This is a genomic window from Intestinibaculum porci (genome assembly GCF_003925875.1).
In the GTDB taxonomy this organism is placed as follows: domain Bacteria; phylum Bacillota_I; class Bacilli_A; order Erysipelotrichales; family Coprobacillaceae; genus Intestinibaculum; species Intestinibaculum porci.
Window position 1 is genome coordinate 2,263,288 of sequence record NZ_AP019309.1, and the last position, 19,819, is coordinate 2,283,106.

Sequence of the window (19,819 nt, forward strand, 5' to 3'; positions counted from 1 at the left end):
ATAAAGCGTAATCTAGAGATCTAAGCGCAGATGAGAACCTTTTGGCCCTTTGAAGACTTCAATTTTCGCATCGATACGGTTTTCCAATTCCCCCACATGGGAAATAATCCCAATGACTTTATTGTCCGACTTCATATCAATGAGCACATCGATCGCTGTTTCTAATGATTCAGCATCTAAAGTGCCGAAGCCTTCATCAATAAAGAGGGCATTGAGCTCAATTCCGCCAGCTTGCGACTGGATCATCTGTGATAAGCCTAAAGCTAAGGCGAGCGCCGCTTTAAACTTTTCCCCGCCAGACATCGAGTTAACCTGACGCGATTCCCCCGACTGGTAGTCGATGACATCTAAGTCTAACCCCGCACCAGCATTCCCGCTGACATTTTCTCGAATGACAAATTCATAGCGATCATTGGTTAAACGTTTGAGTTCGACATTGGCATACTGTAAAACCGCATTGAAATACACTTGCAAAACATAACGTTCAAACGATGTTTTGGAATCATTCTTCCCACGAATCATTTCATCGAGATGATGATAAAGCTGATACTGTTTCTGCAGTTTCTGATACTGCGCATCACGCTTCTTCATATCACTCATCAGATTTTCTCGATCGGCAATCGTTTTCTCCTTTTGATTATATGTCTTAGAAAGCGTCTCTAATTTTTCTTTTTCTTCTTTTACCTGCGCCGCTAATGGGGCTAAATCGATCAGCTGACCATTTCCGCCATTGTTTTTTGCCTGCGCTAATGCGCCTTCCGCTTGACTATAGGATGCTTTAAACTGAGCAAGCGCATCTTCCAGTTTTTTTAAATGATCAATTTCTAAACACATCTTATGATAGAAGTCTTCATCAAAGCCTTGCTTATCTAACGCTGAGGCAAACGCTTCCTGCTTGCTAGCAGCAACCAATTTTTGTTTTTGATAACGCTGCGCGTTATCAGCAAGGGAAGTTGTTAATTGCGTTTTTTGAGCTTGAAGCGTTTTTTCCTTCGTTTCAATCTTGGCTTTCTCTCTTTTATGCTTATCTAATAGCTGCGTCATCTCTGCTAGCTTTTCATCAATTGCCTCTAAATGCGGATGGCTTTCGGCAATCGCCTGCAGACGCTCGCTTAACGCCTGCACACTCGTTTCCGCTTTGGCCTTTTCTAACGATAACTGATTACGTTTAGTGACATATTCCTGCAGTTTCTTTTCATGCTCTTTTTGATCTTTTTTGAGCTTTTGCAGCGTTTTCAGCTGCGCTTCTAAACGCTGACTTTCTTTTTGCTGATCCTGATATTCCTGCTGCGCCGCAAACAATCTTTTCGTGAGAATATCTTTTAACGGTAAACGATCCTGATCATTCCAGTCAATAGCTAAGTCCTCACACAACTTTTTTAAACGCTCGCGCGCTTCATTAGCCGATGTTTCGGCACTGCTTTTGCTGGCTGTTTTTTCCACTAAAATCTTTTTGTATTTGTTTTCTTCTTTTTGCGCCTTTTCTAAATCTTCTTCACTATAGTTCGTCCCTTCCATCGCTGCTAAATGGGGATGGTGGAGGGCGCCGCACACCGGACAGGGCTGTCCTTCTTGTAAGTGCGCCGCTAAAATGCCGGCACTGTTACGATCACGACTTAAACGTACTTCTAAAGCATAGGCTTCCGCCGCATCCGCTTTGCTTTTGGCATCCTGATACACTTGCATCGCATCCAAATAGGTATTTTCTTTATGATGGAATTCATCCTGCGTCAGGCTTGCTTCTTCCAGTTTCGCGATCTTTTCATTTTGCATCTGCATCAAAGCATCTTTAAGATCCTGAAGCTGTGTATGCAGCGTCTCTTGTGCTTCTAACGCTTCATTATTTTGCCTGATTGTTTCCTCAAGGTCTTGCTGCTTGCGCTGTAAAGCAGCTTCCTTTTGTGCCTGCGCAGCTAAACGTTTTAATAAACGCGCGCGTTCATTTGTCTTCTCATCATATTCCTGTTTGATGGCAACGCTTTTTTCTAATTCTGCCTTTTGAATTGACGCCTCTTCAATCGCCTGTTCTAATGCTGGCAGCTTAGCTTTTTCAACTTGGAACATATCCAGTTTTTCCTGAAGCTTCTTTTGATTGGCCGTTAACTGCTCTTTTTCATGCATTAAATTTTGTAATTCCTGCGCTTCTCGGAGACTCTCTTTTTCTAATACCTGCAAATCTTTAGCCTGCTTGATATAGGCAATCTTTTGCTCTGTTTGCTGGAATTCCATCTTTTGTGAACGTAAGGATTCATAATGCGCTTTGGCTTGCTTATAGGCATAGACTTTTTCATTCACTGCTTTTTGCGTTTGATAACGATCAAAGATTGTCTGATAAGTCTCTTCCTGCTGATGATAGGTCTCTCCTAGCACGGCATAATCAGCTTTCTGCTGATCTAAATCTTTTGCTAAATCATCTAAGGTATGAATCGTATAACTCATCTCCGGATCAATCGCCCGTAATTGCCCATTAAGAGCACTATGAATATCCGAGGTTTCTTTACCTAATTCGCTTGTTTTCATCATTAAAGTCTTTTCTAAACGCTGCAATTTTTCGGTATGAAAAATATCCCGGAAGATTTTTTCTTTATCTTTGCTGGAAGCGGTCAGTAATTTGGAAAATTCCCCCTGGGCAATCATGACGATCTGTTTAAACTGATTGGCATCGACTTGTAAGAGATCCCTGATTTTATCATTGACCTGTTTCTTTCCAGTTAACTCCGTGCCATCAGGGAAAATCAGACTTGTATCATCATGGTTAGAGCGTAAATGACCGCCTCTGGTATAAACGAGTTTTCGGGTCGCAATATACCTTTTCTTGCCAAGTTCAAAAGTCAGTTCAACAATCGTTGGCGTTTTTAAATCGGCATACTGACTGCGGAAGACATCACTGCCGCGATCACTGCCGGAAGTTTCCCCATAAAGGGCAAAACAGATGGCATCAAAGATCGTGGTCTTGCCGGCTCCGGTTTCCCCAGAAATCAGATAAAGGCCTTGACTATTGAGGCCGGAAAAGTCAATTTCCGTTTTGTCTAAATAAGTAGAAAAGGCCTGCATGACTAATTTAAGTGGTTTCATACGTTGTCCTCCAATAGTGTACTAATAAGCTGAATTTCCTCTTCGTCCGGCTCTCGCATGGTCATATCACGATAGAAATCAATAAATAAATCCAATGCGTTTTTACTTTGGATTTCACTCATCGAATGTTTATCAAAATGCGTTGTCGTGACAATTTGCGGATAACTGATCGATAAAATATGAGGATAATAAGTCCTTAATGTGTCAATGGCATGAGGAATAATTTTCTCATCCGAAAGCTCGGCAGCTAGTAAATCATCATTATGTGCGTCCTGCCGATGAATGAGTTCATCTAAGCTGCCTTTTAGTACCCGGACATCTAAGCTTGGCTTTAAAGGCACAAAGGTGCTTGAGAAATCTTTCGTATCAACGACCAGGAAGCCTTTTTTCTGATGCGCTTCATCAAAAGAGTATTTCGCAAGCGACCCGCTGTAGCGGATCGTTTCGCGGCCAACATACTGCGGAGCATGTAAATGGCCTAAGGCAACGTAATCAAAGGACTCAAAGATCTTTGGATCAATAACTTCTGTGCCGCCCACTGATAAGGTTAACTCAGAATCACTGGTCTGGGCATGATGTCCGACAAACTGATGGGTTACTAAGACTTTCTTGCCTGGCGCGGTTAAATCCTGCTTATCTAAATAATAAGCTAAAGCCACATGATAATTATCTCGAGGGGCCTCAGGGAAGAGCTGATGAACACCAGATGGTTTGATAAATGGTAATAAGTAGAATTTCACATCTTCAATTTCGACATAAGGCATCTGCGCTTTCGCATTGGCGCAAATATAAAGACCTTCTTTTTCGAGAATCGAAGAAGTAAAGTCTAAACGATCCGCACCATCATGATTACCAGCGATCATTAAGACTTTCACATGTAAATCAAGAATTAAAGTGGATAAGAAATCACTTAGTAACGTGACCGCTTCCTGCGATGGAATAGCGCGATCATAAACATCGCCAGCAATAACCACCACCCTAATATCATGATCGCGAATATAAGCTGTTACCTTTTCCAGCAACTCTTTTTGAATATCTAATAAGGCATAGCCATGTAACTGGCGCCCTAAATGTAAGTCCGCTAAATGGATAAACTTCACGAATGCATCCTCCATATATAAATTTCTTTGTCATGTTCCTGAGGTGTAAAAAACTTGCGATGAGTGCTTGGCACCGGTAAGGTTTCGACATATTCAGCCCCTAAGCGGGCAATCGTTTTTTTAGAAGCGATATTATCTGGATCACAGGTAATCAGGACATGATCATAACCCGCTTGACGAATCTCCTTACGCAATAATAAACAGGCTTCATAAGCATAGTGATGACCACGATGAATTTCATCAATGGTATAAGCAATGTGCCCATCATAACGATGCTCTTCATCACTGCCTAACCGAAAAACCAACGTTCCGACCTGCACCGTATTGACAATAATTTTATAAATATAAAATGGGGTAAAACCAGGACGAATGGCACCTTCAATAAATTCATCTAAAACCAGTCTCATAAGCATTTATTTTAATGTGTTGACCACATTAATAGGTGCTCCTTTCTCAAAAGCATCGATATCATCTTTAATAATTGATAATAATCGCTCTCTTGTCTCTTTGCCTTTCCAGCCCATATGCGGCGTAATTATGACATTATCTAAATCAAAAAGCGGTGAATCTGGGGATAAGGGTTCATGTTCCTGAACATCTAAGCCCGCCCCGGCAATCGTATGGGCCTTTAAAGCCTCAATCAAGGCCGCTTCATCAATGAGCGCCCCACGCGCTGTATTGATCAGAAAAGCTGAAGGCTTCATCAGAGCTAATTCTTCTTTGCCAATCATGTGATAAGTATCACCATTTAAAGCCGTATGCAAAGAAATGTAATCTGCCTGCTGTAATAATGCTTCTTTGGTGACATAGGTGACACCTTCCGTGTTTTTAGGATGACGGGTATGCACCAGAACCTTCATGCCTAAACTTTGAGCAATGGCAATCACTTCACGGCCCGTGTGTCCTTCGCCAAAAACACCTAAGACTTTATCATTGAGTTCGACGTGAGGAACCATCAAATGCTGCGTAAAATTACGTTTATCCCCTTTCGCTAACATTTTCATCTGCACCTGCATGCTTGATGATAAATTGAGCATAAACATGATCGCTGTATGCGCCACCCGCTTGGTGGAATAAGCCGGAATATTGCAGACGGTGATCTTCTTTTCACTAGCTGCCTCTAAAGCAATATTATTATAGCCGGTTCCTGCTTCGACGATCAGTTTGACACTTTTTGGAAACTGCATCAGCACTTCACTTGGCACGCTTAATTCCTTAGTCACAACAACCTCAGCCTCTTCAATTCGGCCTAAGATTTCCTCAGTGGACGTATCACTATAGACCGTGACCTGATCCGATAAGATCTGATAATCTAACACGCCATCAAAATTCATTTTATCGCCATTTAAAATAACTACTTTTTTATTCATTGTAAAAAACCTCCTGATGCTATTTTACCACGTGCATCCTTTTGAGAATATAAAAAAAGCCGCCGAAGCGACTTTAGCTTTTAGGTTCTATGACAGATATGGGCTTGACGCCGCAGTTTAATAAGTAAAGGGAAGTATTAATCTTTGCACCTGTCATAGAATTGTCTCCGGGAACCGAAAACAAGTCAATGGATAATCCATTTAACGACTACAGTATAACACATTTTCTTAAAAAGTCACATGTTTTATAGATTATTTTTACATTTGTTTATTTGTGACCTATTTCACTTTTTCAAGCAACTTCTTAAGGGCTTTCCAGTCATCCTTAAGATGTTTGACTTTCAGCGTCTCTTTGGTCTGATCTAAGACGCCCGCATCTTCTAAACTATCGCTGTAATCTTTATAATGAGCAATAATCCCATCGGCGGTATCTAAAATCGAATCCTTGTTGCCATCTAAAGTGGCCTGCTGCTCTTTTGTTAAACCGGTATACCATGACGTAACGGCTTTGGTTAAAGCCTTTTTATCCGCCTTCGCTAAGTTGATCTGCGCCACATACGTGAGTAAATCGGATGCTGCTTCAACAACTTTGGTACTTGAGCCGGAATCTCCGCTATCAAAGACAATCATTTCATTGAGGATATTTTTAAGCGCTGTTTCATCAATCTTCTTTAAAGATTTGACAATCGTAAACGTCTGATGCAGCGTACCTTTATAATTTTTTAAACCTTTTATAGTGATATCAGCAGTGCCCACTTTCGTGTTATTGGAATACGTTACACGGTAATCCGTGCCTTCTTTCAACGCATCATTATCCCCGCTTGTCACCGTAACTTTTGGGGTTTTGGGTTTCCCATCATAAACATATGTTTTTTGGGGAATGGTCACCTTAAAATTCGTCAGATCAATACTCTGATCCGCTGATTCTGTCGTTTTCACTTTTGGTTTAGGACTGCAGGCCGTGAGTGATGTCATCATCATAACACTTAACAATGCCGCGCCCATTTTCTTTGTGAACATAACGCCACCTCCTATTCCCATCTTATCATTTTCACATCAAATCAGCCATAAAAAAACGATAAGATTCCTCTTATCGTTCAAAAGCATGGATAAACAAACCACTGCGCAGCTTTGGTTCAAACCACGTTGATTTCGGCGGCATCAGACGCTTGGCATCAGCGACCGCTAAAAGTTCACTGATCTGCGTTGGATACATCGCAAAAGCGACGCTTCCAGGCAGCTGATCAACATCTTTTACGAGTTCACCCAGGCCGCGAATGCCGCCAACGAAATGAATACGCTCGTCAGTGCGGGGATCCTTGATTCCTAAAATAGGTGTTAATACTTCATCTTGTAGTAAAGCGACATCCAAGCGGTCAACCGGATCGTTATCACGCACCTTAGCAATCGCGTCTTTGACATCTAAGGCATACCACCTATGATCGAGATACATTTTTACCTGTCCCTTATGAGTGGGATGACTTTGATCACTTGGCGTGATCGTAAAGATCTTACTCAACTTATTCATAAACGTATCTTGATCTAACCCATTCAGATCTTTCACAAAGCGGTTATAGTCAAGAATCTTTAACTGATTATCAGGGAATAAAACCGATAAGAAATAGTTGAATTCTTCATTTCCTGTATAATCAGGATGCTCTTTTCGGCGTTTGAGACCAACCTTGACCGCTGAAGCAGCGCGGTGATGGCCATCGGCAATATACGTGCAAGGCACCTGCGCGAAGGCATCCTTAAGCGCCTTAATATCCGCTTCTTCTTTAATGATCCAGACGCGATGAATAACCCCGTCATCCGCGGTAAAATCATAAATCGGTGTTTGTTTTTTAGCCTTGGCAATGAGGGCATCAATGGCTTCTTGAGCGCGGTACGCCAAGAAAATTGGCCCTGTCTGCGCGCTGGTCGTATCAACATGATGGATACGATCGGCTTCTTTTTTGGCCACCGTGTTTTCATGTTTCTTGCAGACGCCATTTAAATAATCATCGATAGAGGATAAGGCCACAAGTCCGCTCTGCGCGCGCCCATCCATGGTCAGTTCATACACGTAGTAACAAGGCTGCTCGTCCTGAATAAAAATGCCTTCAGCGCGCTCCTCTTCGAGCATCTCATTAGCTTTGGCGTAAACATCTTTCCCATACATGTCATGATCATCAGGAAACTGCGTCTCGGGACGATCGATATTTAAAAACGAAAGCGGATGTCCTTTCACCGCTTCTTTCGCTTCGGCGCGTGAATAAACATCATAAGGTAAAGCAGCGACATCAGCGGCCGCTTTCTGATGCGGGCGAATAGCCCGAAATGGTAATACTTGTGCCATCAATAGTTCCTCCTTAAAAAGTTAATCCTATTATAGTGAGCTTATTCTTCTTATTCAAGAAATATTATCGCATATTTTGCATATATCGAATCATAGTAAGTTTATTTATTATTTTAGTAAATTATCCAAAAGAGTTAACTGCTCTATTTTCACCTCTTCGCCAAAGTTATTCAAGGTGCCTAATGGAATGTTTTTATTAGCACCATGATAATCACTGCCGCCGCTCACCAATAAATGATGGCGCTTTGCTTCTTGCAAAAGCAAAGTGATTTCTTCTTCATTATACCGTGAGTAGTAACATTCCATTCCCTGAATACCGGCTTCTAAAAGCAGGTCTAACTGACGCTCTAACTCCCATTTTTCAAAATGACGCATGTGTTCACCGCCAAGGGGATGGGCCCAGATGGCGATTCCGCCAGCTTTGCGAATAGCGGTAATCGCGGTGCGATAATCAAGGCGATCCTGATCGCCAGGACAGCCTTTGATATATTTCTCAATGCCTTCACTGATACTTTGACAATAGCCATATTTCATAAGCATCCGTCCCAAATGCGGCTTAGCGGCGCTATTAAGACTATGTAAATAAGCCACATCATCGCTGTCAAAGACAATATGAAAATGCTCTTTGAGATAATCTAAACGATTGTCTAACTTACGTTTGCGCTTTTCTCTGCCTTCGGCAATAGCGGCTAATAAAGCGGGCGAAGACGGATCATAGTTATAACCTAAAATATGGACTTCACGATACTTAGTGATGGCGGAAAACTCAATGCCGCGGATAAAATGATCACCTGGCTCAATCATTGCCTCTACCTTTGCAATACCTTTGATCGTATCGTGATCAGTTAAAGCAAAGGTATGAATATGCGCCTGCTGGACATGGCGATAAAGTTCTTCGATCGTATCTGAGCCATCCGAACAAGTCGAATGCATATGTAAATCAACGTTACTCATTAGTTGACGACATCCTCACTTTCTGGCGGTGTGACATCGAAGATTAAGGCGACTAACATCGTATTCACATCGACGACATTCAAGGTTTCTCCGGCCAAAATGGCTAAACCGACGACAATTTCCTGAGCCCCTACCTCGCCTAAGAAATTAATGGAAATCTCATTATTTTCATCAATTTCCATAATTGCCCGAAACTCATTCACTTCAATATTTAAATCGGATAATGAAGATGGCAGTTCACTACGGCGCAGCTGATAGACATCAATGAGACGATGTAAATCTGTTAAGACCGAATAAGAAACTTCTAAGCGATCCTGAGACGTTTCAAATTCGAAGAAATCATCCATCATCTGCGTATACAGCTTTTCATATAATCCTAAATAGACATCAGCGGAAATGCCGGCAGGCAGGTTTTCGACATCGAAGTGGATATCTCCATTATAATGTAATTCAATAATTGTACGACTCATAGGCAAAGCCCTCCTTTCTTTCATTGTATCCCATTTCACATCTTGACATCCTCCCACGGCTAAAGCCGTGGGATTCCTTAGAGGGCGGTTGCCATCACCACACCGTATAGATGAAGATATAGGCCTCATGGCAGAATGGCATAAATGCTCATTCTGTACATGCGTTTTCGCTGTTCAGGATTCCTCCTCTATGGGGATTTCAAGGCGAGCCTCTAATTTCCTAGAAGAGCGGGTGATGTCTGACCCGTTTTTTTACTTTGTATCAGAACCCGAAGCACTGAGGCATCGAGATGTTGGTTGACTGCATGCGTGCAATAAGCATATCCTGCACGCCTGTGAAAGAGAAGTACATCGCACTGCACATATCCCTGTCCGGCTTTTTGAGCGATGCATCAGCATGACGAATGAGGAATGCACTGTACAGATCTCTCTGTACAGCGATCCCGGCTATCTGTTTGGAGCGCTGGCTCAGAGGCACTTTGACGTACTTGCCTGTATCATGGCAGTACTGGCTCGCTCTGAACTTCGCTGTATCTATGTATCTGACGCTGCCGCCGTAGAATGAGGCTTTTTTTTTCAAGAATGCTCATGAACAGTCCTGGTGAGCGGGAGCTAAGGCTTTTTCCAAAGCGCTTCTTGCGCCTGCACTTCCTGATCTGCTTCCGATTTCCGGCACTGTCTGTAACCTCCATAGTTCTATCAGTTGTCTCAGTCTGCTTCTTCGAGCGTCTGGCGAGTCCCTTCCAGTTCATTTTCTCGGCAATGATATCAGTGCCGGCTTCTATGATCCTGTTGGCAAGAGCACCGTGCGAACACTTTATATAGCGTGACTTGCATCCGTGCAGGTATTTGTATAAGTCCCGCAGCTTCAGATAGTTCTTCGAGAAAACCCACGGCTCACGGCACTGCCTGTTTACTGTGCCGTCTGCGTTGTAGTGAGACGGATTGGATGCTCGCTTTGATGCGTCCATACGCCGTTGAATGTCAGACAGCTTCTTTGCATAAGCGTGTGTCCTGGGAGCCAGCTCTTCAAGCCAGGCTTCATCATCAGCCACAGCTGCAATTGTTGACACGCCCGGATCAATGCCTATTGTCCTGTTTCCAGGGATAAGCTTTTTTGGAGCATCGCCCTTCAGCGTTATAATTACGTAGTAGTGCCAGCCGTTAGGAAACATCAGTCTTGAAATCGTGCAGTATGAAATGCTGTCATTGAGAGCTTCACAGATGTATTCGGCGGAATCGGCATCCTTTGGAAGCTTCACGATTATGGTCTGCCCGTTCATTCTTACTGTGAATGATTCAGGGTCAAACACAGCACCGTTTTGCGGAGACTTTCCTTCAATGGAACTGAAATCTCTGTACTTCTTAAAGTGCACTGACTTGCCATTTTTGAAAAGATAAGCCTGAGCACTTCTGTATACGCGCGTAGCTTCCTTCTGAATCTGCTGGGATGAAAGGAGCTGTTTGAACTGCTTCGCACATACCTTGATGTATGCCTGAAGCGCATACTCGCTTAAGCCCAGCGACTCACGAATCCCTTTCATTCCTGACGAAAGAGCCTTTTTCTGGCACTCCTCTTCTCTGGAGAGCTTCTTTCTGCCAAGCAGATCAATATAGGCTTCACGCATGTCCTGATACTCATGATTATGCTCCAGCTGGCATAGCAGCTTACGTACATGAGCAACCAGAACATTATGGATATGTGACAGTGCATGGAAGCTCCGTTCGAGCATATCTCTCTGCTCCTTATCCGTTTCAAGCTTAAGTCTTACTGTATGCATGGTATTCATCTCCTTTCTGTGACCTGGTTTTCTGGGTTTCAACATACCATCTGATTGTTTCTGCACTGACATTACCTGCCGTGCTGACAAAATAGGATCTTGTCCACAGCGATGGCATAAATCGTACTTGAGGAAATTCATTTCTTATGATGTATGAAGTGCGCCCTTTGATAAGATTCATTATTTCGGGAATGCTTATCTGTGGCAGAGCACTTAGAAACAGATGCACATGATCAATATGGCATTCCATAGCCAGAATATCGATACCGTTTTCGGCACATACATCGCGTGTGATCTGTTTAAAACGCTCCTCAAGCTTCGGAATCAGAAATATTCTTCTGTAGCGAGAGCAGAAAACAAAATGGTAGTTGATAAACGACACGGTTGTGGCTGTTCTTCTGTATCTGTTCATAGCTGTATTATATCACACAACAGTATCAAATTAATTTTTTTAATTTTTTTGCAGACAAACTGACAGAGCACCCATTTATAGAGGAAAAAGGTGGCTTTCATCCCACGGCTAAAGCCGTGGGCTTTCCCGCCGCCATTTTGTAAAAAAAGCCTGTTCGCACATAGTGATTGTGTTACAATACCAAAAAAGGAGGACCTTATGAATATTATTATTTGTGCAGAAATTGATCAAAAAAATGTGGAGCGGATTATCGCTTCTAAGCCCGACTGGCATTTCCTTTATAAACCTGCCAAGACGCTTACACAAAGTGAGATCGATGAGGCCGATCTCATCATTGGCAACCCCGCTCATACTCTCAATTTAAATACCCCTCGCTTAAAAGCCCTGCTTTTAAACAGTGCCGGCAATGACCGTTTTCTTGATGACGGTGTCTTAAATCCTGATACATTATTAACCAATGCCTCAGGCTCTTATGGTCCAACGATTGCCGAACATGCCTTAGGCATGCTGATTGCCATCAATAAGAATTTCCCTTTCTATTTTACCAATCAGCTTTCCGGTAAATGGCAGCCCTCTTATATTGGGAAAGAGCTTTATCAAAGCACTGTCGCAATCGTCGGCTATGGCGATATCGGCCATGCTTTTGCCAAGCGTGTCAAAGCTTTTGATACCCATATCATAGCTTTTAAAAAACATCCTGGAAAAACAGATGCCTACACTGATGAATTATATACGACAGATGATTTAAAAGCGCATATTGGTAAAGCGGATTATGTCTTCCTTTCCCTGCCGGAGACAAAGGAAACGATTCATTTATTTGATGAAGAAATGTTTGAGGCTATGAAAGAAGGATCCGTCATTATTAATGTGGGACGCGGCAGCGCGATTGAGACAGCGGCTTTAATCAAAGCCTTAGAAAGTCATCATCTTTATGGTGCCGCCCTAGATGTGGTTGAACCGGAACCATTACCAAGCAGCTGCCCGCTCTATCATATGGACAATGTGATCATCACCCCACATGCTTCCGGCGGTTATCACTGGGAGAGTGTGCAGCGCTATTACACGGATTTGGTCATCCGTAATCTCGATCATTTTGCGAAAGGCGAAGAATTAGAAAACTTAGTGGATCGTACATTAGGTTATCGCGCAAAAGTCGTGATCCGAGGTGAAAGATCATGAAAACAGGCTTAGTCTTAGAAGGCGGCGCCATGCGTGGCCTCTTCACATGCGGGGTCATGGATGTGCTTTTAGAAAACCATATTCCCTTTGATGGCGCCATCGGCGTCTCTGCCGGAGCATGTTTTGGCGTCAACTATAAATCCAAACAAATCGGCCGGGCGGTGCGCTATAATCTCGAATATATCGATGATGATCGTTATGGCTCCTGGTCTTCCCTTCTTCATACCGGCAATATGTTTGATGCCCAGTTTTCTTACCATGATATGACCCACTTTCTTGATCCGCTTGATTTTGCGACGTTTCAAAAGAATCCGATGGCTTTTTACTGTGTCGCAACTGACATTGATACCGGCAAACCGGTTTATCATCAGCTGCATGATGCCTTGTATGATGATCTGGAATGGGTCCGGGCGGGCTCTTCGATGCCATTAGTCTCAAAACCCGTTGTCATTGAAGGGAAACGGCTGCTTGATGGCGGGATCGCTGATGCCATTCCCCTGCATTACTTTGAAAGCTTAGGCTATGATCGTAATGTCCTCATTTTAACGCAGCCGCGAGATTATGTGAAAGAGCGCAGTAAGCTGATGCCTTTGATTGCCCGCGCTTATAAAAACGAGATCCCTCTCGTTGAAGATATGGAATCTCGTCATCATCGTTATAACCGTCTTACTCAGGAAATCTATGCGCGGGAAGAGGCTGGTGAACTGCTGGTCATTGCGCCAGAAAAACCGCTTCATATTCCTGCCAATACCAAAGCGCGCCGGGAACTCATTCGTGTTTATGAAGAGGGGCGCGTGGCGGCGAATAAACAGTTAGACGCGGTGCGTGCTTTTCTTAAAGAAAAGTCTTAAAATAGTTGCAGAGATCCTCATTGGCTCGCCAGCCGAGAGGATCTTTTATATTTAGGAAGAAACAGTGTAAAACATCTCTTTCCTTGCTCGTATAGTAATGAAACGTTGTAGGAATATGCTTGTCGATCAAAACATTTAAGAGCGCCTTAGCATCATTTCTTAAAAAGTCATCTTGACAGGTAACTAAATGCACGGGCGGATAATCGCTATTGACATAAGACAAAATTTCCACTTCTTGAATGTCATGATCCCCTAACATGCAAGTGATTAGCTGCTTGCTTTGGTCATCCGCAAACATATAAGCGCCGCAGTTCAGGGATATTGCTTTGATCTTAATATCCTGATGAATAAAGGCAAACTGATTATGTGCCGGATTGGTGCGGGCATTGAGATAATCGCAAAGCAAATGGGCGCCAGCTGAATCACCGGCCATGAAAACATGATGTAAATCCAAGTGCAGCATCGCCGCATTTTTATAAAGATAGTCCATGACTAAAGCCGTATCTTCTAAACTGGCCGGATAGGTATGTTCGGGCGCTAAGCGATAAGAAAAATTCACAACGGCAAAGCCGCGCCGCGCTAAGGACATGCAGTAATGCTGGTAACGGTCTTTATCACCATATACCCAGCCCCCGCCATGGACATGCACAATAACCGGATCAGGTGGGGTGATGTTTTGCGGTAAATAAAGATCTAAGACCTGCATAGGATCTTCCCCATAACGAATATCATCTAAGCGCGTAATATCACGCGGGGATGTCAGTCCTTCATCTCTTTTAGTATCAATATCTCCAAAACGTTTACGAATCGTTTCCACTAAATTTGCCATAATACCTCCTCTCAAAGCGCAAAAAAGATACTTCAGTGTTTGTTTGTCCAAGTGTCCTGACCACAAATCTCACGACTTTCACATCTCTTGGACTATTTTCCCTCAATCCTGCAAATATTCATTTTGGAGGATTATTCAAGCTTTACCTAGATATTACCCTATTTGTTTGCTCGTCTTTTCACTTTTTTCCACCGAAGTATCTATTTACGAAGGTTCCCCTTCTACTAATTATAATATAGCACTATCTGAAATCGCTTTCAAGTGCTTTTTATTATTTTTCATCCGGATATGTAAATTTTAAAATTTCACAGTTTTTTATGCCATAAGAGGCAAAATCTTCGTTGCTCATATTATAAAAATAAGAGCGCACCATACGCGAAATGCCATTATGTGCAACAAGTAAAACTGTCTCATTACGCTTTTTACAGTCATCTAAGACATTATAAATGCGCTGCGCTAGTTGCAGCATCGTCTCCCCGCCGTCAAAAGAATAAACGAAATGGCTTTTGGCTTCATCAAAATCTTCACTATGGCGCGGCATTGATTCAAAGCGGCCAAAGTTCTGTTCTTTAAGGCGCGGCTCTTCAATCGCCGGAATACCGGTGATTTTCGCAATTTCTAAAGCCGTATGTTTGGCTCTTGATAAAGGCGAATAGAGAATCAGATCAATAGGTAGTTGTTTCGCTTTGATTTTCTCTCCTAATTCTCTCGCCTGCGCGTAGCCTTGCGGCGTTAAATCAATATCAGTTGCTCCACAGATTTTGTTCTCGACATTCCAAAAGGTCTGTCCATGTCTAGTAAAATAAATATCTTTCATTGATATATAGGCACAAAGATACCTGCGAATTCATTCGCGGGAGGAATTGTGCCATCCTCCTTCTCTATTTAACAGGCATATACCCACCTGCATGAATAATCTTCTCTACTTTCTTAACAGGCACTGACTTCTTCGCGTCTGTCACAACATATGTGCCTTTGTTATGAACGCCCTTTGCCCTATGCTTCTCTCCGCCAATAACAACAGTATCGCCAGGACGCAGTGTATAGTGGCTTCTTCTGATCACGCGTCTGCCTTTCGAAACTTTCCGCTCTCTGAATACGCGAAGGTTCTTCTCGGAGTGTCTTGACTCGCTTCTGGCTGTGCGTCCGCATGACAGCTCTGCACCTTTCTTTGTCTTGCCGTCTCGCGCATCAACGTATTTTGCATCAAAGAATTTTTCAAGGATGCGGTTATTCCGTCTCAGCTTCTGAAAATGCATAAAAGGCGTCCTGCGTCTTGGATAGAATTCTCCCATGGCGTAGGAGTCATTGGCATGCGACTTTTCAAGGTGTAGGACTCTTCTTGCCTCCTGCGTAGCAGCGCCATATGTCATGTGCCATTCTAAATCAGGGTGGGTGCTTTTCAGCGTTCTGAACATCTGCCATCTGACAGCGTTCATGAAGGCTGCGCCGTTAAACGTCTTCGTCCTAGGCTTCAGGTCGTACAGCTTTCCGCCCGGCTTGTGGTTTGCCGAAGTATGGCATTTTGTGCAGACGGTCAGCAGATTGCTCATGCGGTTCGTATGATCGCCTGTTTCGAAGCCGATATGATGCACTCTCAGAATAGCGCCTTCATCCGCGGTTTCCCCGCACACCTGGCATGTGTAATTATCACGATAGAAAACGGCTTTTCTCAGCGTGTTCATGCCGTATCGCGGCCCCTTCTGATAATCATCGCCTTTAAGCACGGTGCCTGTTGCCTCAAACTCATGCATGGCGTGGACGTCAAACGAGCCCATTTCAAACGTGGCTGAGACTATCGGCATGACCTCAAGGAACCGCTCAAAAATACGGATATGCTGATCACGGATGTTTCTCAGCGACGGCGCCAACCATCCTTCCTTTTTGGAAGCTGTCCGATTATCAAAACGGGGCTTTCTGTAGCGAAGCCTGTTTCTTCTTGCGCGGCGCATTTTCCGACGGTCATCGTGCCGCTTCTTCTCATCCTGAAGCATGTCAAATTGGCAGTCAAAATACTCGTGTTTTTCTGATTTGATGGATACACCAATATGTTTGTATCCCGTATCGCAGCAGTACTCGATCGGCTGCATATTCTCGCTTACGATTCTTGTAAGCATGATCGTGAACGGCTTATACTTAAAGATAACAGCCTTGCCGCTTTTCAGCAGCTTTCTTGCACGGTACTCGCTTGTCGGCATCAGCAGCTTTTTATCCGGCGCTACAACGCATACGCTCATGGAAATTCCTCCTTTCCTGTAAAATAATAACGTTTGAATATATAAACTTAATCAGCTGAGCTAAGATTGATGAATAAGTGTGCGCTTACGCACGCCTGCATACGCTTGCCAGAGGCAGTATATATGCAGCTTCTCCCTTTCGGGGTGGTTCCCATCGCCAAGGTTATCCGCAGTTGTGTATGACATGCACACTTCTCCTGCCCGTCAGAGATGTTTAATGCATGTCCGCAGAGCGAGGGACGTGGGAAGAATCCCCTGGTGCCTGTATTTTTGCGGATAACGTAGTGCCTAAGGCACATTAGGCTAATCAGCTAGTACGTATGTACCGACGCCAGTCTTAGGCCTGCGCGAGACAAGCCTGCAACTTCAGTCGCGGGTAGTTGACCCTAGATTCCTTTCTTTTTCTCTTTTTAACATTGTCTCGGTAATGATTTCATCGACTTCTTTATTGTTTAAAAAACGGGAAGCGAGATAACTGACGCCAATGACGATATGTTCTTTCTTACCAACATATGGCCATTTGATCGGTAAGGCTATCTCATACGAGTTGAGTAATGAGAGAATCTTAAGGTCAAGGGTTGGCTTCAGTTTGGCTTGCTTATCATTGAGATACTTGCCGCCTTTTAGCTTGTAGTAATCATAAAAATGGGTAAAGAGGGTTAGCACCCTGATCGCTCTTTCAACGGGATCTTTCCCTTCGCCATCTTCTAAACCGTCGCGCTCTGTCATTACCTGAATCAGGCAGCGTTTGATGCTGCGGCTTAGTTTGGTATGATCGAGACTATGCTCTTCTTTTGTCACTTCGGGAATGAAGCTTTCCTGAAAAGAAGCCTCAAATAATACGTAATCCATAAATTTCCACCTCAAATGTATTTTACCATAAATAAAAAAGCATACAAAAAAAGATACATCCTATCTACTCGTATTACACTACCTTCTCATCCTTTAAGTTCCTTAAAATCGATCACCATTAACGTTTGATCGTGTGTTGAAGAAAGTCTTCATGCTTGTCTCTATAAGATCGGGTTATAATACTTTCAGATTAGAACATATCTTTTCTTTGTGATGATTTATATTATCTAGAATTTTGGAATCTCCTTCTTTCTTTCTACAACCATAGTATAGTACCAAATGGCATCGGTTTCAAGTAGGAATTTCCTAATTCTTAATATTTTATTAACGATATTATGCAAAAACCAGTCCACATCGCATACAAAGGCATTTCATCATAGAGAAAAGCGGTATAAGATGCGGGGATGACGCTTTGGATAAGATGCATATTGGCGGCGCATAAATAAACAAAAAGTGCAATATAGGCGAGGCAGAGCACTTTATGAATAATGTTATGAAAATACATGGTCATGCAGTGATAAAAGATCAAAGCAATAAGCAAATAAATCACACTGGTAATAACTAAAGTCGGATCACTGATGGTAATCTGGGATGTGATCAGCCCCAAATGATGAAACAAGTAGTTTTTCACATAAACCGTTAATAACGGGGCAATAATAAATGTCAGTAAATGTCCTTTATGTTCCATAGTTCCTCCTAACGAAAATGAATATCTCTTTTTTCTCGCGGATCGATCTCACTTACGGAAATAAAATAAGTGACGGCTGCTTTATAATCTTCCTCCGTGCGGGCTTTGAGAATCTTTTTAAGGTCTTTCTTTTCAAAGATAAATAATGACTGTAAATAAAACCACAGTTCTTTCATCTTCATTAAGGTATTACGCACGCCATCGATGCGTACCTTATACAAATCAAAAAGTTCCATCAGAAAAGCTAAGAGCACCTCTTTATCAATCACTTCACCGGTTTGGATCTGATGCACTAAATCCGGATCCGCGATTAAACCGCGTCCCATCATCACCGCTTTGACCTGAGGGAACTGCGCATGAAACTGTTTATATGAATAGACATCTAAGATATTGCCGTTATAGACAATCTCATGATTGGATTCCTGCAGCGCTAAAGCAAAGTCATCAAGATGCACAGGCTTTTTATAATAGTCCTTTGTGCAGCGAGGATGAATAATCAGCTCACTAAGAGGATATTTATTGTAGAGATGCATGAGTTCTCTGGTATGTGAGGTATCTTCAATGCCTAAGCGCGTTTTAATGGAAAGCGACATCCCTTGTGGCATCATTTTAAACGTACGATCAAGCATTTCATCTAAGGCATTGAGATCCCCTAACATCCCTGAACCGCGTCTTTTGGTAACTACGGTTGGCGAAGGACAGCCTAAATTCAGATTCACTTCATGATAGCCTAAGCGCTGGCATTCAGCAATCGCCCATATCAGCGCATCCGCATTATTGGCTAAAATCTGCGGTACGACATAGAGGCCTTGATTATGATCAAAGCAAATGTCGCGTTTTTCATTATTTTTAAGCCGTAAGTTTTGGGTTGCTACAATAAACGGCGTATAGTATTTATCAATATGATCAAAGTATTTATGAACCGTATTACGATACGTATAGGTCGTAATACCTTCCATCGGTGCTAAGTAAAATTTCATAGTTCCTCCTATGGCCGTTATTTTATCATATTACGAAGTATATGGAAGCATGATTTTTAACGTCCTCATGACCATGAACATCACTAACAGCTCATCAAAAGTTTGTTTCGAATCAATCACTGTCATATTCATCTTGAGGTCCTCAGCAATCTGCTCTTTGGTCTTTTCATCTAAAGCATGATACATTTCCATGACGTTCAATTTGTCTCACCTCTAGGTAAGCTTATCATAAAAAAGAAAATCTCTTTTTTGTAAAGTGCAAATAAACTCCGCAAATGCGGAGTTTATTGTTGATGTTCATATTTTTCTTCATCAGAGATGAAATCATCTGGTAAAAGCAGATACTTACGTACGGCAAAGAGAACAGCCAAAGCTAAGATACTGATTGCTAACGAGACCGTATTGGCATGATCCACGATCAAGCCACGGGCAATGGCGAAAATCAGCACTTCAATGACATTCTCCATCGAATGCTTTACAAGCATACGAATAAATTCAACTAAGATAATCAGATTGAAACAGTAAGAAAGAATCTCATGGACCCCGGAAGTAAGCAGCTTGTTATTAATAAGATGCGGAATATCGAGAATCAGATAGATCGCCGCAATAAAGACCGTCACCGCTAAGATTGTGGAAATAAAGAATTCCATATAAAACGTTAAACGAATCAGGACTTTATCAATACTATTGCATTTTTTCATAA

The 19,819-nt window shown here is 42.6% G+C and carries 20 protein-coding genes; 2 read left to right on the forward strand and 18 right to left on the reverse strand.

Features of this window, described 5'->3' with window-relative positions:
• Positions 1 to 12: 12 nt before the first annotated feature.
• The 10 genes from SG0102_RS10965 to tnpA all read right to left on the reverse strand — a co-directional run bounded on the left by SG0102_RS10965 (position 13) and on the right by tnpA (position 11,500).
• Entirely contained in the window at positions 13 to 3,075 is a 3,063-nt protein-coding gene (locus tag SG0102_RS10965) for an AAA family ATPase (RefSeq protein WP_125119958.1), read from the reverse strand.
• The gene (locus SG0102_RS10970) at positions 3,072 to 4,175 is read right to left on the reverse strand and encodes an exonuclease SbcCD subunit D (protein ID WP_162300201.1); all 1,104 of its coding nucleotides are present in this window, start codon (positions 4,173 to 4,175) and stop codon (positions 3,072 to 3,074) included. The genes SG0102_RS10965 and SG0102_RS10970 overlap by 4 nt, the downstream gene beginning before the upstream one ends.
• Positions 4,172 to 4,582 carry a GNAT family N-acetyltransferase gene (locus tag SG0102_RS10975; protein ID WP_157983033.1) on the reverse strand — a complete coding sequence of 137 codons (411 nt, stop codon included), beginning with the start codon at positions 4,580 to 4,582 and terminating at the stop codon, positions 4,172 to 4,174. The genes SG0102_RS10970 and SG0102_RS10975 overlap by 4 nt, the downstream gene beginning before the upstream one ends.
• A 6-nt stretch (positions 4,583 to 4,588) precedes the next feature.
• Positions 4,589 to 5,545 carry a 2-hydroxyacid dehydrogenase gene (locus SG0102_RS10980; RefSeq protein ID WP_125119961.1) on the reverse strand — a complete coding sequence of 319 codons (957 nt, stop codon included), beginning with the start codon at positions 5,543 to 5,545 and terminating at the stop codon, positions 4,589 to 4,591.
• 279 nt (positions 5,546 to 5,824) lie between these two features.
• Entirely contained in the window at positions 5,825 to 6,565 is a 741-nt protein-coding gene (locus SG0102_RS10985; RefSeq protein WP_125119962.1) for a hypothetical protein, read from the reverse strand.
• Between the two features lie 70 nt (positions 6,566 to 6,635).
• A complete protein-coding gene (locus SG0102_RS10990) occupies positions 6,636 to 7,883 on the reverse strand; it encodes a DUF1015 domain-containing protein (protein WP_125119963.1) in 1,248 nt (415 codons plus the stop codon).
• 108 nt (positions 7,884 to 7,991) lie between these two features.
• Positions 7,992 to 8,837, reverse strand: a complete 846-nt coding sequence (locus SG0102_RS10995) for a PHP domain-containing protein (protein ID WP_125119964.1) — start codon at positions 8,835 to 8,837, stop codon at positions 7,992 to 7,994.
• Positions 8,837 to 9,307 (reverse strand): hypothetical protein, encoded by a 471-nt coding sequence (locus tag SG0102_RS11000; RefSeq protein WP_125119965.1) that lies wholly within the window; start codon positions 9,305 to 9,307, stop codon positions 8,837 to 8,839. Before SG0102_RS11000 ends, SG0102_RS10995 begins: the two co-directional genes overlap by 1 nt.
• Before the next feature lie 497 nt (positions 9,308 to 9,804).
• Positions 9,805 to 11,088, reverse strand: a complete 1,284-nt coding sequence (locus SG0102_RS11005; protein WP_125119966.1) for a hypothetical protein — start codon at positions 11,086 to 11,088, stop codon at positions 9,805 to 9,807.
• Complete coding sequence (gene tnpA, locus SG0102_RS11010) at positions 11,069 to 11,500, reverse strand: IS200/IS605 family transposase (RefSeq protein WP_125119967.1); 432 nt, start codon at positions 11,498 to 11,500, stop codon at positions 11,069 to 11,071. Before tnpA ends, SG0102_RS11005 begins: the two co-directional genes overlap by 20 nt.
• A 198-nt stretch (positions 11,501 to 11,698) precedes the next feature.
• On the opposite strand from tnpA, the gene SG0102_RS11015 reads away from it, so the two are divergent.
• Positions 11,699 to 12,679 carry a D-2-hydroxyacid dehydrogenase gene (locus SG0102_RS11015; RefSeq protein ID WP_125119968.1) on the forward strand — a complete coding sequence of 327 codons (981 nt, stop codon included), beginning with the start codon at positions 11,699 to 11,701 and terminating at the stop codon, positions 12,677 to 12,679.
• Positions 12,676 to 13,530: a patatin-like phospholipase family protein gene (locus SG0102_RS11020; protein WP_125119969.1), complete on the forward strand. Its 855-nt coding sequence runs from the start codon at positions 12,676 to 12,678 to the stop codon at positions 13,528 to 13,530. Before SG0102_RS11015 ends, SG0102_RS11020 begins: the two co-directional genes overlap by 4 nt.
• Here SG0102_RS11020 and SG0102_RS11025 read toward each other — a convergent pair.
• The 8 genes from SG0102_RS11025 to SG0102_RS11055 all read right to left on the reverse strand — a co-directional run bounded on the left by SG0102_RS11025 (position 13,514) and on the right by SG0102_RS11055 (position 19,817).
• Entirely contained in the window at positions 13,514 to 14,359 is an 846-nt protein-coding gene (locus tag SG0102_RS11025; protein WP_125119970.1) for an alpha/beta hydrolase, read from the reverse strand. The two genes, SG0102_RS11020 and SG0102_RS11025, sit on opposite strands and share 17 nt — an antisense overlap.
• A 271-nt stretch (positions 14,360 to 14,630) precedes the next feature.
• Positions 14,631 to 15,176: a histidine phosphatase family protein gene (locus SG0102_RS11030; protein WP_125119971.1), complete on the reverse strand. Its 546-nt coding sequence runs from the start codon at positions 15,174 to 15,176 to the stop codon at positions 14,631 to 14,633.
• A gap of 64 nt (positions 15,177 to 15,240) precedes the next feature.
• Complete coding sequence (gene iscB / locus SG0102_RS11035; protein WP_125119972.1) at positions 15,241 to 16,596, reverse strand: RNA-guided endonuclease IscB; 1,356 nt, start codon at positions 16,594 to 16,596, stop codon at positions 15,241 to 15,243.
• Between the two features lie 366 nt (positions 16,597 to 16,962).
• Entirely contained in the window at positions 16,963 to 17,448 is a 486-nt protein-coding gene (locus SG0102_RS11040) for a hypothetical protein (protein ID WP_125119973.1), read from the reverse strand.
• Between the two features lie 313 nt (positions 17,449 to 17,761).
• Positions 17,762 to 18,136 (reverse strand): hypothetical protein, encoded by a 375-nt coding sequence (locus tag SG0102_RS11045; protein WP_125119974.1) that lies wholly within the window; start codon positions 18,134 to 18,136, stop codon positions 17,762 to 17,764.
• 8 nt (positions 18,137 to 18,144) lie between these two features.
• Entirely contained in the window at positions 18,145 to 19,116 is a 972-nt protein-coding gene (locus tag SG0102_RS11050) for a tRNA-dihydrouridine synthase family protein (RefSeq protein WP_125119975.1), read from the reverse strand.
• Positions 19,117 to 19,146: 30 nt separating this feature from the next.
• A complete protein-coding gene (locus SG0102_RS15385; protein ID WP_157983034.1) occupies positions 19,147 to 19,317 on the reverse strand; it encodes a hypothetical protein in 171 nt (56 codons plus the stop codon).
• Positions 19,318 to 19,400: 83 nt separating this feature from the next.
• A complete protein-coding gene (locus tag SG0102_RS11055; protein ID WP_125119976.1) occupies positions 19,401 to 19,817 on the reverse strand; it encodes a phosphate-starvation-inducible PsiE family protein in 417 nt (138 codons plus the stop codon).
• Between the last annotated feature and the right edge of the window lie 2 nt (positions 19,818 to 19,819).

Bases quoted from the DNA above. Each gene is read 5' to 3' on its own strand.
- SG0102_RS11015 (WP_125119968.1), top strand. From the start codon at position 11,699: ATGAATATTATTATTTGTGCAGAAATTGATCAAAAAAATGTGGAGCGG.
- SG0102_RS10975 (WP_157983033.1), bottom strand. From the start codon at position 4,582: ATGAGACTGGTTTTAGATGAATTTATTGAAGGTGCCATTCGTCCTGGT.
- SG0102_RS10980 (WP_125119961.1), bottom strand. From the start codon at position 5,545: ATGAATAAAAAAGTAGTTATTTTAAATGGCGATAAAATGAATTTTGAT.
- SG0102_RS10995 (WP_125119964.1), bottom strand. From the start codon at position 8,837: ATGAGTAACGTTGATTTACATATGCATTCGACTTGTTCGGATGGCTCA.
- SG0102_RS11020 (WP_125119969.1), top strand. From the start codon at position 12,676: ATGAAAACAGGCTTAGTCTTAGAAGGCGGCGCCATGCGTGGCCTCTTC.
- SG0102_RS10965 (WP_125119958.1), bottom strand. From the start codon at position 3,075: ATGAAACCACTTAAATTAGTCATGCAGGCCTTTTCTACTTATTTAGAC.
- SG0102_RS11055 (WP_125119976.1), bottom strand. From the start codon at position 19,817: ATGAAAAAATGCAATAGTATTGATAAAGTCCTGATTCGTTTAACGTTT.
- tnpA (WP_125119967.1), bottom strand. From the start codon at position 11,500: ATGAACAGATACAGAAGAACAGCCACAACCGTGTCGTTTATCAACTAC.
- iscB (WP_125119972.1), bottom strand. From the start codon at position 16,596: ATGAGCGTATGCGTTGTAGCGCCGGATAAAAAGCTGCTGATGCCGACA.
- SG0102_RS11050 (WP_125119975.1), bottom strand. From the start codon at position 19,116: ATGAAATTTTACTTAGCACCGATGGAAGGTATTACGACCTATACGTAT.
- SG0102_RS11030 (WP_125119971.1), bottom strand. From the start codon at position 15,176: ATGAAAGATATTTATTTTACTAGACATGGACAGACCTTTTGGAATGTC.
- SG0102_RS11005 (WP_125119966.1), bottom strand. From the start codon at position 11,088: ATGCATACAGTAAGACTTAAGCTTGAAACGGATAAGGAGCAGAGAGAT.
- SG0102_RS11000 (WP_125119965.1), bottom strand. From the start codon at position 9,307: ATGAGTCGTACAATTATTGAATTACATTATAATGGAGATATCCACTTC.
- SG0102_RS10990 (WP_125119963.1), bottom strand. From the start codon at position 7,883: ATGGCACAAGTATTACCATTTCGGGCTATTCGCCCGCATCAGAAAGCG.
- SG0102_RS11025 (WP_125119970.1), bottom strand. From the start codon at position 14,359: ATGGCAAATTTAGTGGAAACGATTCGTAAACGTTTTGGAGATATTGAT.
- SG0102_RS10985 (WP_125119962.1), bottom strand. From the start codon at position 6,565: ATGTTCACAAAGAAAATGGGCGCGGCATTGTTAAGTGTTATGATGATG.
- SG0102_RS11040 (WP_125119973.1), bottom strand. From the start codon at position 17,448: ATGGATTACGTATTATTTGAGGCTTCTTTTCAGGAAAGCTTCATTCCC.
- SG0102_RS11045 (WP_125119974.1), bottom strand. From the start codon at position 18,136: ATGGAACATAAAGGACATTTACTGACATTTATTATTGCCCCGTTATTA.